Source organism: Kitasatospora sp. NPDC097643, assembly GCF_040302625.1.
In the GTDB taxonomy this organism is placed as follows: domain Bacteria; phylum Actinomycetota; class Actinomycetes; order Streptomycetales; family Streptomycetaceae; genus Kitasatospora.
On sequence record NZ_JBEOSA010000092.1, the window covers coordinates 16,122 to 28,316 of the forward strand.

Annotated in this window: 10 protein-coding genes and 2 tRNA genes; 4 read left to right on the forward strand and 8 right to left on the reverse strand. The window is 72.1% G+C overall.

What is annotated here, in order from left to right; translation table 11 throughout:
- The first annotated feature begins 268 nt into the window (after positions 1-268).
- Complete coding sequence (locus tag ABTY15_RS36385) at positions 269-2,317, forward strand: elongation factor G-like protein EF-G2 (RefSeq protein WP_350605426.1); 2,049 nt, start codon at positions 269-271, stop codon at positions 2,315-2,317.
- A gap of 7 nt (positions 2,318-2,324) precedes the next feature.
- Here ABTY15_RS36385 and ABTY15_RS36390 read toward each other — a convergent pair whose 3' ends face one another.
- Complete coding sequence (locus ABTY15_RS36390; protein ID WP_350605428.1) at positions 2,325-2,750, reverse strand: thiol-disulfide oxidoreductase DCC family protein; 426 nt, start codon at positions 2,748-2,750, stop codon at positions 2,325-2,327.
- 387 nt (positions 2,751-3,137) lie between these two features.
- Between ABTY15_RS36390 and ABTY15_RS36395 the strand changes: the two genes are divergently transcribed.
- Positions 3,138-4,784, forward strand: coding sequence for an AbeC-like domain-containing protein (locus tag ABTY15_RS36395; RefSeq protein ID WP_350605429.1), 1,647 nt, complete (start codon positions 3,138-3,140; stop codon positions 4,782-4,784).
- 66 nt (positions 4,785-4,850) lie between these two features.
- Here ABTY15_RS36395 and ABTY15_RS36400 read toward each other — a convergent pair whose 3' ends face one another.
- The 4 genes from ABTY15_RS36400 to ABTY15_RS36415 all read right to left on the reverse strand — a co-directional run bounded on the left by ABTY15_RS36400 (position 4,851) and on the right by ABTY15_RS36415 (position 9,376).
- The gene (locus ABTY15_RS36400; RefSeq protein ID WP_350605431.1) at positions 4,851-5,411 is read right to left on the reverse strand and encodes an HIT family protein; all 561 of its coding nucleotides are present in this window, start codon (positions 5,409-5,411) and stop codon (positions 4,851-4,853) included.
- A gap of 146 nt (positions 5,412-5,557) precedes the next feature.
- Positions 5,558-7,537, reverse strand: a complete 1,980-nt coding sequence (gene thrS / locus ABTY15_RS36405; RefSeq protein ID WP_350605432.1) for a threonine--tRNA ligase — start codon at positions 7,535-7,537, stop codon at positions 5,558-5,560.
- 88 nt (positions 7,538-7,625) lie between these two features.
- On the reverse strand, positions 7,626-8,789 hold the full coding sequence (locus ABTY15_RS36410) for a hypothetical protein (protein WP_350605434.1): 1,164 nt from the start codon (positions 8,787-8,789) through the stop codon (positions 7,626-7,628).
- Positions 8,790-8,818: 29 nt separating this feature from the next.
- The gene (locus ABTY15_RS36415; protein ID WP_350605435.1) at positions 8,819-9,376 is read right to left on the reverse strand and encodes a DUF4365 domain-containing protein; all 558 of its coding nucleotides are present in this window, start codon (positions 9,374-9,376) and stop codon (positions 8,819-8,821) included.
- Between the two features lie 219 nt (positions 9,377-9,595).
- On the opposite strand from ABTY15_RS36415, the gene ABTY15_RS36420 reads away from it, so the two are divergent.
- On the forward strand, positions 9,596-10,363 hold the full coding sequence (locus tag ABTY15_RS36420; RefSeq protein WP_350605436.1) for an exonuclease domain-containing protein: 768 nt from the start codon (positions 9,596-9,598) through the stop codon (positions 10,361-10,363).
- An 84-nt stretch (positions 10,364-10,447) separates the two neighbouring features.
- Here the strand turns inward: ABTY15_RS36420 and ABTY15_RS36425 are convergent.
- The 3 genes from ABTY15_RS36425 to ABTY15_RS36435 all read right to left on the reverse strand — a co-directional run bounded on the left by ABTY15_RS36425 (position 10,448) and on the right by ABTY15_RS36435 (position 11,384).
- A tRNA-Val gene (locus ABTY15_RS36425) sits at positions 10,448-10,519 on the reverse strand.
- Positions 10,520-10,730: 211 nt separating this feature from the next.
- Positions 10,731-10,802 (reverse strand) — tRNA-Val (locus ABTY15_RS36430).
- A 78-nt stretch (positions 10,803-10,880) separates the two neighbouring features.
- The gene (locus ABTY15_RS36435; RefSeq protein ID WP_350605438.1) at positions 10,881-11,384 is read right to left on the reverse strand and encodes a TIGR02611 family protein; all 504 of its coding nucleotides are present in this window, start codon (positions 11,382-11,384) and stop codon (positions 10,881-10,883) included.
- A gap of 195 nt (positions 11,385-11,579) precedes the next feature.
- Here ABTY15_RS36435 and ABTY15_RS36440 point away from each other — a divergent pair, with 195 nt between their 5' ends.
- Positions 11,580-11,993 carry an SsgA family sporulation/cell division regulator gene (locus tag ABTY15_RS36440; protein ID WP_030056266.1) on the forward strand — a complete coding sequence of 138 codons (414 nt, stop codon included), beginning with the start codon at positions 11,580-11,582 and terminating at the stop codon, positions 11,991-11,993.
- Positions 11,994-12,195 lie beyond the last annotated feature (202 nt).

The window sequence follows — 12,195 nt, forward strand, 5'->3', positions numbered from 1 at the left end:
GACCGCTCCGATCTCCCTGGTACCCGCCTGGCGCAACACGCGCGGCAGACGGCCGGGCGGATCAGCCCGTCCGGCGCACCCATCGTAGCCACGCCGACGACACGCCCCGTCGCACACACCGCCCGACGACCCCCCGGCCACCCCGCACACACGCACGGTCACCTCCCGCACGAACGACACGCGGGACGTTCCCCCCACGACACGCGGGGGCGCACGACCCGACCCTAGACTTTCAAAGTCAGCCTCGGCGCCACGGGAGGAGACCCCGATGCCCGACCGCAGCACAGCACGAGCCGGCCAGGCACCCGCCGTCACCGGCCCCCGAGATCTGCGCAACGTCGCCCTCATCGGCGGCAGCGGTGTGGGCAAGACCACCCTCGCCGAATCCCTCGCCCTCGCCGCCGGCGCCACCGGCCGGGCCGGCCGGGTCGCCGACGGCACCACCGTCTCCGACCACGAGGACATCGAGCACCACCAGCAGCGCTCCGTCCAGCTCTCGCTGCTCCCGCTCGAATGGAAGGGCGTCAAGATCAACCTGATCGACCCGCCCGGCCACCCCGACTTCACCGCCGACCTGCGCGCCGCCCTGCACGCCGCCGACGCCGCCGTCTTCGTCGTCTCCGCCACCGACCCGGTCACCGCCCCCACCCGCGCCCTCTGGCGCGAATGCGCCGCCGAAGGCATCCCGCGCGCCGTCGCCGTCGCCAAACTCGACCTCGCCCGCACCGACTTCGACGACATCCTCACCACCTGCCACGACGCCTTCGACCTCGGCCCGGACACCCTGCGCCCGCTCTTCCTGCCCGTCCTCCACGACGGCCGACCCGACGGCAGCGTCGACCTGATCACCGGCGACACCTACGGCAACGCCACCCCGCTCCCCGACACCGGCCCCGCCCACGACAGCCTCGTCGAGGCCATCTCCGGCCAGGACGACACCCTCATGGAGCGCTACCTCGCCGGCGACACCCTCGACGCCGACGCCCTCGAAGCCGGCATGCGCCGCGAAGTCCTCAGCTGCGCCCTCCACCCCGCCGTCCCCACCAGCGAGAACGGCCTCGGCGCCGCCGAACTCCTCGACCTCATCGCCCACACCTTCCCCGACCCCACCGAACGCACCCGCCCCGCCCCCGACTGCGACCCCGACGCCCCGCTCGCCGCCCAGGTCGTCCGCGTCACCGGCGACGCCTACGTCGGCCGGATCAGCCTGCTGCGCCTCTACGCCGGCACCCTGCGCCCCGACACCAGGATCCACCTCGCCGGGCCCGCCCACACCGCCGACCAGAACGGCGACGAACGCGTCACCGCCCTCACCAGCCCCTTCGGCAAACTCCAGCGACCCGTCCCGCACGCCGTCGCCGGCGACCTCGTCTGCGCCGCCAAACTCACCACCGCCCGCGCCGGCGACACCGTCCACGACCCCGGCCACCCCGTCGACCTCGACGGCTGGACCCTCCCCGAACCCCTGCTCCCGATCGCCATCGAGGCCCACAGCAAGGCCGACGACGACAAGCTCTCCCAGGCCCTCGCCCGGCTCACCGCCGAGGACCCGGCCCTGCGCCTCGAACAGAACCCCGACACCCACCAACTGGTCCTCTGGTGCACCGGCGAAGCCCACGCCGAGGTCGTCCTCGACCGCCTCCGCACCCGCCACGGCGTCCACGTCGACACCGTCGAACCCAAGGTCGCCCTCCGCGAGACCTTCGGCACCGCCGCCGCCGGCCACGGCCGCCTCGTCAAACAGTCCGGCGGCCACGGCCAGTACGCCATCTGCGACCTGGAGGTCGAACCGCTACCGGCCGGCTCGGGCTTCGAGTTCCAGGAACGCGTCGTCGGCGGCGCCGTCCCCAAACACTTCATCCCCTCCGTCGAGAAGGGCGTCCGCGCCCAACTCGCCAAGGGCGTCGCCACCGGCCACCCGCTCGTCGACATCCGGGTCACCCTCACCGACGGCAAGGCGCACTCCGTCGACTCCTCCGACGCGTCCTTCCAGAACGCCGCCGCCCTCGCCCTGCGCGACGCCGCCGAACACGCCGTCGTCCGCCTGCTCGAACCCGTCGCCGCCGTCAGCGTCCTGCTGCCCGACGACTACCTCGGCGCCGTCCTCGGCGACCTCTCCGCCCGCCGCGGCCGCGTCCTCGGGACCGAGACCGGCGGCCCCGGCCTCACCCTGCTGCGCGCCGAGGTCCCCGAACTCGAACTCGTCCGCTACCCGGTCGACCTGCGCTCCCTCACCCACGGCACCGCCGAGTTCAGCCGCGCCTACCTGCGCCACGAACCCATGCCCGCCGCCGTCGCCGACCGCTACAACGACTGAGCCCTCCCTACGGGCGGGCCACCGCACGGTTCGGCAGCGCGCACGCCGCCGTACCCCCCGGCATCCGGTGCCGGTTGCGCGCCACCCAGCGGTACACCACGCCCGCCACCGGCCGCACCGGCGCCAAGGTCAACACCCCACCCAGGTACGCCCACACCCCGCCCGACCGCATCAGCAGCCGCGCCACCGCCTGCGCACCGCCGTACACCCGGCCCGCCGGCGTCACCCACAGCACCTCGCGCTCCGCCCGCTCGGCGTCCACCTCGCCCAGCCCGCCCGCCAGCGCGTCCAACGCCGCCAGATCCGCGAACTGGAACGGCACCGCCTCCCAACCGCCCGAGGCCAGCGTCTGCCGCAGATACCGCTCCGCCCACCGCGCACACGACGAACAGAACGCGCAGTCCCCGTCGAAGACCAGCACCGGATCCTTCACTTCAACCCCTTCGTCCACCCGAACGGGGCGCTCGCACGCACCCGCACAGCCATCGTGCACCACCCCAACGCGCCACCGTGCGCCGGGTATCGACCTGCCCGAACCTGGGCATCATGCCTCTCAGGCCGCGTACGGCTCTGGGGCCTGTCCGGTGGATCTTGTCGGATCAGACCGCGGCGTCAGGGTGCGTGCATCGCAAGGCGGAGGAGGGAGTCCATGCGGAGCATCGGCGACCGACGACAACGCCGCGAGGCGCGTGCCCTGGCGTCGCGGGCCCGGCAAGATCCACCGGACAGGCCCTAGGTGACGGTACTTCAGACGATCATCGACGCGGCACCGCCACGGCACGGTAACCTGCCGCTGACAAGGGGAGGAGGGGACGCCACCGTGACCACACTCGACATGACCCCGGGTGCGCAGATACCCCGGACCGACACCGGCCCACAGACCGCCGTCAGTCTGGCGCTCTCCTCGGCCGCTTACCGCGACGGCGAGGTCACCGCCTTCGTCGACACCGTCGCCGACGCCACCGCCAAGAAGGGCCGCTTCGCGCTCTTCCGCCCCAACCTCGGCGAGGCGTTCAGCAAGGCCGTGATCTCCCGCACCCTCGGCGGCGACCGCAAACCCCTGGTGCCGTCCTTCGGCGTCGACAGCCGCCAGGTCGTCGAACACTGCCTCGCCGCCGAGGAACTGCGCCACGCCCGCGACCGACAGCTCACCACCGTCACCGTGGTCACCGGCCTGCTCTTCCTCCCCGGCACCCTGCTCTGGCTCGGCGCCTTCCAACTGCGCGCCTGGCTCAAGCGCGACAACCCGCGCAACTCCGCCGTCTACGGCGGCATCGCACTCGCCGCGGCCGCCGCCCTCGCCGTCCTGCTCGCCCTGCGCCCCCCGGCCGCCGGCGTCCTCGGCGTCTACCTGCGCATCGTGATGCTCGCCCCGGTCATCGGCTGGTACCTGGCCCGCCGGATCGTCCTGCGCTCCGCCCTCGACCTGCGCGCCCGCTGGCTGGACCTCGTCGAGGGCAACGCCGTCGCCGCCACCGTCGCCAAGGCCGTCCCCCGGGACGACCTCGACAAGAAGGCCAACGAGCTGCGCGACCGACTCGGCCGCCTCGACTCCGAGCAGGAGACCAACATCCAGCACTACGCCGGCGCCAAGGGCATCCTCGGCACCGGCCGGCGCTGGGGCGAGTGGCGCATGGCCGACACCCTGCACCCCGCCGAGGGCCACGCCGACTTCCGCGCGTTCCACCCCTGGGACCTGGTCCGCCGGATCTCCGCCCACCTCAAGGGCCTCGGCATCAGCCACGTCGCCAACAGCGGCATCCCCAACGTCGCCATCAAGCAGTGGGTCGTCTTCGACATCGGCGAGGGCGCCGACGAGATCAGCCGGCCCGGCGGCGCCGACATGGAGGGCGACCGCATGCGCGACTACGCCGTCCAGAGCATCGGCGACAAGCAGACCTTCCCCGGCGGCCCCCGGCACTACCTGGCCACCCAGTTCATCACCCACGACGGCAAGCTGATCATCACGTTCACGATCACCGTGACCCTGCTCGCCAACGTCCTCAACATCTCCGTCGCCGGCTACGCGCTGGGCCCGCTCAAGGGCGTCTTCCACGACAAGCCGAAGGACAAGGAGAAGACGGTCGCCAAGACCGTCAAGTTCTGGGAGGAGCGCACCGTCAAGCTCCCCCTGATCGACAACGACGAGGTGGTCCGCCAGGCCGTCCGCGCCCCCTTCTACCGGATTCCCGGCCTGCTCGGCTGGCTCGGCGGCGGGCTCGGCCTGCCCGAGCCCTTCGGCCTCCGGCACGTCTGGGCGCAACGGGCCTGGGACAACCGGTCCATGGTCGACAACGCGCTCAACGCCTCCGTCCCGGTGCTCAACGCGGTGCACACCGCCACCCTGGAGTTCCTCCAGGAGCACGACCTGGACGCCGACCGCTTCTTCAAGAACCGCGCCTCGATCATCAAGTCCGAGGCCCAGGGCAGCCGCCCGTACAAGGTCGACCAGTTCGACGCGGGCTGAGCCCGCCGACGAACGCCGCAGGGGCCCGTCACCGTGCATCCGGTGACGGGCCCCTGCGCGTGCGGATCAAGCCTGCGGCCAGGCCTCGGCCAGCATCTTCCGGGTGTCCGCCAGCAGCTGCGGCAGCACCTTGGTGTGGCCCACCACCGGCATGAAGTTGGTGTCCCCGCCCCAGCGCGGCACCACGTGCTGGTGCAGGTGCGCCGCGATCCCGGCACCGGCCGCCGCACCCTGGTTCATCCCGATGTTGAACCCGTGCGCCCCCGAGGCCGCCCGCAGTGCCGTCATCGCCTTCTTGGTGAAGTCGGCCAGCTCGGCGGTCTCCGCCTCGTCCAGGTCGGTGTAGTCCGCCACGTGCCGGTACGGGACCACCATCAAGTGCCCGCCGTTGTACGGGTACAGGTTCAGCACCGCGAACACGGCGCTCCCCCGGGCGACGACCAGCCCGTCCTCGTCGCTCAGCGACGGGATCGAGCAGAACGGACAACCGTCGTCCGGAGCCGGGCCGGTGGGCTTGTTCTCACCCTGGATGTACGCCATCCGATGGGGGGTCCACAGGCGGCGGAAGCCGTCCGGCTCACCGACGCCCCGCTGCAGTTCCGGCTCAGTCGTCATGCTGATCAGCATATTCGCCCGACGGTGCTTGCAAAGCCGCGCGGGGCAGACTCATGGAGAGCCTGCCCCGCGCACCCCCGCCTGGGCGGGGCCGACGTCGTCATCTGCCAGGTCCGGCCGATGGCGTCCGGATCACCCCCGCTATGGCGGGGAACACGTCACACCTGGATACGCCGCGCCACAGCATCAACGATCTCGGCGATCGCCTGGTCACGGGGAACGCCGTTCTTCTGCTCGCCGTTGCGGTAGCGGAAGGAAACCGCGCCCGCTTCGACGTCGTCGTTGCCGGCGATCAGCATGAACGGAACCTTGCTGCGCTGCGCGTTCCTGATCTTCTTCTGCATGCGGTCGTCCGAGGTGTCCACCTCGACCCGGATCCCGTGCTTCTTGAGCTCGGCCGCGACCTCCAGCAGGTACGGCACGTGCTCGTCGGTGATCGGGATACCGGTCACGGTGACCGGGGCCAGCCACGGCGGCATGGCACCGGCGTAGTGCTCCAGCAGCACCGCGAAGAACCGCTCGATGCTGCCGAACAGCGCGCGGTGGATCATGACCGGCCTCTGACGCGAGCCGTCCGCCGCCGTGTACTCAAGATCAAAACGCTCGGGGAGGTTGAAGTCCAACTGAATCGTGCTCATTTGCCACGTGCGCCCGATGGCGTCCCGCGCCTGGACCGAGATCTTCGGGCCGTAGAAGGCCGCGCCACCCGGGTCCGGGACCAGCGGCAGCCCCTGCTTCTCGGCCACGGCCGCCAGGACGCGGGTGGCCTCCTCCCAGGTCTCGTCCGACCCGACGTACTTGACCGGGTCCTTGGTCGACAGCTCCAGGTAGAAGTCGGTCAGACCGTAGTCGCGGAGCAGGTTGAGCACGAAGGTCAGCGTCGAGTCGAGCTCGTCCGCCATCTGCTCACGGGTGCAGTAGATGTGCGCGTCGTCCTGCGTGAAGCCGCGGGCGCGGGTCAGGCCGTGCACCACGCCGGACTTCTCGTACCGGTACACCGTCCCGAACTCGAAGAGGCGCAGCGGCAGTTCACGGTACGAGCGGCCGCGCGCGTCGAAGATCAGGTTGTGCATCGGGCAGTTCATCGGCTTGAGGTAGTAGTCGACGCCCTCGTCGAGCTGCATGGGCGGGTACATACCGTCCGCGTACCAGTCGAGGTGGCCGCTCTTCTCGAAGAGCTTCCCCTTGGTGGCGTGCGGGGTGTAGACGAACTCGTAGCCCTCTTCCTCGTGCCGCTTGCGCGAGTAGTCCTCCATGGCGCGGCGGATGATGCCGCCCTTGGGGTGGAAGACGGCGAGGCCGGAGCCGATCTCCTCGGGGATGGAGAAGAGGTCGAGCTCGTTGCCGAGCTTGCGGTGGTCGCGCTTCTCGGCCTCGACGAGGAAGTCGAGGTGGGCCTTCAGCTCGTCCTTGGTCGGCCACGCGGTGCCGTAGATGCGCTGGAGCATCGGGTTCTTCTCGCTGCCGCGCCAGTAGGCGGCCGCGTTGCGCATCAGCTTGAACGCCGGGATGTGCCGGGTGCTGGGCAGGTGCGGGCCGCGGCAGAGGTCGCCCCAGCACTGCTCGCCGGTCTTGGCGTCCAGGTTGTCGTAGATGGTGAGCTCGCCGGCGCCGACCTCGACGTCGGCGCCCTCGCCGGCGGTGGCGGCGGAGCCCTTGAGGCCGATCAGCTCCAGCTTGTACGGCTCGGCGGCCAGCTCCTCGCGGGCGGACTCGTCGGTGACCACGCGGCGGGAGAACTTCTGCCCGCGCTTGATGATCTCCTGCATGCGCTTCTCGATGGCCTTGAGGTCATCGGGGTGGAAGGGCTTCTCGACGTCGAAGTCGTAGTAGAAGCCGTCCTTGACCGGCGGGCCGATGCCGAGCTTGGCCTCGGGGTAGAGCTGCTGCACGGCCTGGGCCATGACGTGCGCGGTGGAGTGGCGCAGGATGTCGAGGCCGTCCTTGCTGTCGATCGCGACCGGCTCGACCTCGTCGCCGTCCTGGACGGCGTAGGCGAGGTCCTTGAGCTGGCCGCCGACGCGGGCGGCGATGATCGAGCGGTCGTCGGCGAAGAGCTCGGCGGCCGTAGTGCCCGTCGTCACCACGCGCTCTTCCCGATCGGGTTCGCGGCTGATGATTACCCGGACGTCCGTCACCGGTCTCTCCTGACGTGCTGGATTTCAGAGGACGCAACACAGCGCTGCGCGTGACGATGGTACCGAGAGCGTCCACCCCACCGCGCACCTACGCCCCTTCTCCTCTTTCCCCGAACCCTTCTCCCAGCGACTTCAGCAGTCGCTCGCGCTCGGCGTCCTCCCAGCCGCAGAGTTCCAGGCCGTGCGGCTGGGTGAGCCGGCGGAAGCCGCCGCGGCGTTCCAGCCGGCCGGCGACCCGGACCGGCAGGCCCGCGAGGTGGGCCTCGGCGGCGAGGCGGTAGTCGGGGTCGGGCAGGCGGAGCTTGAGCTCGCGGACCTCGGCCCCGCCGAGGACCCGCAGCCGTACGGTGCCCGGTCCGGCCGGGTTCGCGCGCTTGAGGCGGACGACCACGCCGACCACGGTGACGGCGACAGCGGGCTCGATGCGTTCCAGCAGGTCGGCGGCCTCCGCGAGGGCGGGCAGGTCGCCGGGTGAGAAGTCGAGGACGATCCGCCGGTCGCCGAAGCCGCCCGGGGTTCCGGCGGAGGCCGACCAGGCGACGGTGAGCCGGGCCGCGGTCGCGCCGCGGACCAGGTCCTCGACGGACTGCACGAGCTCGCGGCTGACCCCGGCCTGGACGGCGTTCTCGAAGGCCTCGGGCCCGCCGCTGACCCGGCGGTAGTCGACGGCGTCGCGCAGCGCCTCCAGGGCGCGGACCAGGGTGGTCACGGCGGCCCGGCCCTCGGGGGCGGGGGTGTAGGCGGTGAGGCCGGCGCCCTGGTCGACGACCAGGACGCGGTCGAGGAAGTCTCCGGCGAGGGCGTCCAGTCGGGCGCCGAAGTAGGCGGCCGTGATCCGTCCGGCCTTGGCCCCGGCGGCGAGCATGGCGCGGGCCGCCGCCTGGAGCCGCTCGGCGTCGTCCCAGCCGGCGGTGGCGGCGGGGCCGGGCAGTTCGCGCCGCCAGCGCAGTTCGTCGCCGGGGACGGCGAGGGCGAGCAGGATGGAGCGGGCGGAGGGGCTGGGCGAGCGGGAGAGTGCGGTGACGGCGTCGGCGAGCAGGTCGACGGCGTCGTCGAAGCCGTCCCCGGCCGGGACGAGCAGGCTGGTGCCGCTTTCGTCGTCGGGCGGCGTCCAGCGGCCGTACCGGGCGGCGGGTCCGCCGCGGCGGACCCAGCCGTGCCGGGCGAGCAGGGTGGCGAGCACCGCCGGGTCGACGGCGGCCGGGTCGGGCAGGGCCTGGGCCGGCTCGCCCGGCGCGTGCGGCGGTGTCATCGGGACTCCTCGCTGCCGGGGCCGGGCGGTCACGGGCTGCCGCCCGCGCCGACCCGGGCCATGATGTCGCAGAGCGCGCGGTCGTCGAAGACCTTGGCGGTCGGCACCCGGACATTGGTTCGCCGCTGCCCGGTGACCGGGTGGCCGGCCAGGTTGACCCAGTAGCAGCAGTGCCGCAGCTCCAGCGCGTCCGGGCGGGCCCGGAGCCAGTGGTCGACCCGGCGCGGCAGCAGCATCACGACCAGGATGCGGGGGACGGCGACCCGGGCCCGGGCCAGTTTGCGCAGGTGGTCGTTGTCCAGGGTGAAGCTGAAGTGCGGCCCGGCCGGCTCGGGCGCGATCTGCTGGGTGGCCTTGAGCTGGATCTTGATGGTGACCTCGTCGTCCACGTCGTGCGCCCGGGAGCCGTGGCTGACCTGCCAGTCGATGCCGTTGTCCGGGAACGGCTGGGAGAGCGAGCACCCGGCGGCCGCGGCCACCGCATGCAGGTAGCCGACCTGAAGGGTCTCCATGCAGGCCGTGACCGCGAGGTTCCCCCGCAGTACGGTCGCCGCCCCGCCCTCGGGCTGCGGCTGTGTCAGCGCCATCGCCCCGTGGCCTCCCCCGGCTCGGCTTCGAACGCAACGCTCGTGGGCCTGTCGTCGAACTCCCGTCGTCCGCCCGCAGGGCGGCAGGCGGGAGTTCGGCGACAGGCCCATGAGGCAGGATCCCCGGTCGGGGCTGGGCCAAACGGGTTGAAGGGGCGTCAGAACCGGGTATCAACCTGGTGTATCACCGGGCGCGGATCGCTCGCCTGAGGGGCCGTCATGCAGCAGCACTGGTACACCGGACCACTCGCCTCCTTCGACACCGAGACCACCGGCGTGGACGTGGAGTCCGACCGGATCGTCTCGGCCGCCCTGGTCGTCCAACTCGCCCCGGGCGCCCCCGTGCAGACCTCCGCCTGGCTCGCCGATCCGGGGGTGCCGATCCCGGACGGCGCCCGCGCGGTGCACGGCATCACCGACGAGCACGTGCGGGCGCACGGCCGCCCGGCCCGCTCGGTGGTGGCGGAGGTCACCCGCGCGCTGGCGGCCCAGGCGCTGGCCGGGCGGCCGGTGGTGGTGATGAACGCGCCGTACGACCTGACGCTGCTGGACCGGGAGTTGCGCCGCCACCACGGGCTCACGCTGGCCGAGGCGCTGGGCCCGGCGGGGCTGCTGGTGCTGGATCCCCGGGTGCTGGACAAGCACGTGGACCGCTACCGCAAGGGCCGCCGGACGCTGACCGACCTGTGCGCGCACTACGGCGTGGAGCTGACCGGGGCGCACGACGCGGTGGCGGACGCGACGGCCGCGCTGGCGCTGACCCGGACGATCGGGGCCCGCTACCCGGCGGCGCTGGGCGGGCTGACGGCGGCGGAGCTGCACCTGCGGCAGGCGGTCTGGCACGCGGCGCAGGCGCGGGGGCTGCAGAGCTGGTTCGACCGGTCCGGGACGCCGGAGCGGGTGGACCTGTCCTGGCCGTTGCGGCCGGCCCGCTGCGGTTGCGGCCGTCGGCTGGAGCCGGCGCACGGCTGCGAGGCGGCGGCGTAGCGGCGCACGTCGGGCGGCGCACCGGGCCCGGGTACGCCGCAGGCCCTGACCGGTTTCCTGGTCAGGGCCTGCGTGCTGTCCGGGTGGGCGATACTGGGATCGAACCAGTGACCCCTTCGGTGTGAACGAAGTGCTCTCCCGCTGAGCTAATCGCCCGGGCAACGAGAAGAACTGTAGCACCATTTGGGGGGTGCCGTACAACTCGCCCCTTCCGGGGTGGGCCCGACGCATCTGCAGAACTCGCGCTCCGCACGGAAGATGACTGAGGCTCAGGCGGATTCCGGGTGGCCCTTTCGGCGGATTCCGGAAATACATGTGAGGCCCAGCCGATAATCGGCTGGGCCTCACATATCACAATGCATTCCGGTGGGCGATACTGGGATCGAACCAGTGACCCCTTCGGTGTGAACGAAGTGCTCTCCCGCTGAGCTAATCGCCCGGGTGCAGGGAAAACATTACCGCATCCCGGAGGGTGCTCCGAACACTCTCCCGGCCGACCCCGGCTCCCCCGGCCGGCTCAGCTGCCGTCCGCCGTCCAGGGGACGGCCAGGCCGTAGCGGGCCAGGTACCAGCCGCCGAGTCCGGCGATCACGGCGAGGCCGACCGCGGTGAGGGTCAGGTTGCGCCGGCGCACCCGCGGGTCCAGGGCCCGCCGGGCGGCCTCGGCGACCTTGCGGCGGGTCCAGCGCAGTACCGACTGGGCCCAGGCGAACTCGGTGGCCCAGATCCCCATGCCCAGGAAGATGACCACCCAGCCGGGTCCGGGCAGCGGCAGCATGATCACGCCGAGCGCGACCACGGCGAGGCCGGCCAGGAAGATCACCACCTGCCAGGTCAGGTGCAGCGGCCGGGAGCGCCGGACGAAGGCCGGCGCCCGCGACCCGACCGCCCGGCCGCCGTCGGCCCCCGCGTCCTCCCGGTGGTCCGCGCCGTCCACACCCTCCGTGCCCTCCGTGCCCTCCGGCCTGACGGCTTCACCCGTTCCCGTGTTCCCGCTCGTCTTGTCGTTTCGCACAGTCATGCCAGGAAACTAACCAAGAAGTGGCCCGGTAATGCCGGGCCCGGCCGCTCCGCGGTGATTCCGCAATGCGCCGTCAGGGGTACGACTCGCGCTCGAATCGGGACAGAGGGGTTTACATCGGTCTTGGGGGTGGGATGGTCCGTTCGCCGACGTGCGATTCCCCGAGCGCACACTGAGCGAAAGGCCATGGCGCTTATGAACACCACGGTCAGCTGCGAGCTGCACCTGCGCCTCATCGTGTCCAGCGAGTCCTCACTGCCCGTCCCCGCGGGCCTGCGCTACGACACCGCCGACCCCTACGCCGTGCACGCCACGTTCCACACGGGCGCCGACGAGACCGTGGAGTGGGTGTTCGCCCGAGATCTCCTTGCGGAGGGGCTGCACCGACCCACCGGTACCGGCGACGTCCGGGTGTGGCCGTCGCGCAGCCACGGGCAAGGGGTGGTCTGCATCGCGCTGAGCTCTCCGGAAGGAGAAGCCCTGCTGGAGGCCCCGGCCCGGGCGCTTGAGTCGTTCCTCAAGCGGACGGACGCCGCGGTGCCCCCCGGCACCGAACACCGTCACTTCGACCTCGACCGGGAGCTGTCCCACATCCTCGCCGAAAGCTGACCCCGACCGGAGGCGGTCACGCCCCGCTGTCGGCGGGGCCGTACCCCCTGCCGTCACCGCAGCCGTCCTACTCGGGGGCACGGCAGCAGACTCAGCCGCGCACGACGCGGTCTCGGGGCCGGTGAACGGCCCACCCCCACCGGGGTGGGCCCGGTACACCGCAGGCGCCCGGCAGCGAGGCCGGCCACCCGTACGGGTGGCC

Coding starts and splice junctions, on each gene's coding strand:
- ABTY15_RS36385 (WP_350605426.1), top strand. CDS start 269: ATGCCCGACCGCAGCACAGCACGAGCCGGCCAGGCACCCGCCGTCACC.
- ABTY15_RS36400 (WP_350605431.1), bottom strand. CDS start 5,411: ATGCTGATCAGCATGACGACTGAGCCGGAACTGCAGCGGGGCGTCGGT.
- ABTY15_RS36410 (WP_350605434.1), bottom strand. CDS start 8,789: ATGACACCGCCGCACGCGCCGGGCGAGCCGGCCCAGGCCCTGCCCGAC.
- ABTY15_RS36415 (WP_350605435.1), bottom strand. CDS start 9,376: ATGGCGCTGACACAGCCGCAGCCCGAGGGCGGGGCGGCGACCGTACTG.
- ABTY15_RS36420 (WP_350605436.1), top strand. CDS start 9,596: ATGCAGCAGCACTGGTACACCGGACCACTCGCCTCCTTCGACACCGAG.
- ABTY15_RS36435 (WP_350605438.1), bottom strand. CDS start 11,384: ATGACTGTGCGAAACGACAAGACGAGCGGGAACACGGGAACGGGTGAA.
- ABTY15_RS36440 (WP_030056266.1), top strand. CDS start 11,580: ATGAACACCACGGTCAGCTGCGAGCTGCACCTGCGCCTCATCGTGTCC.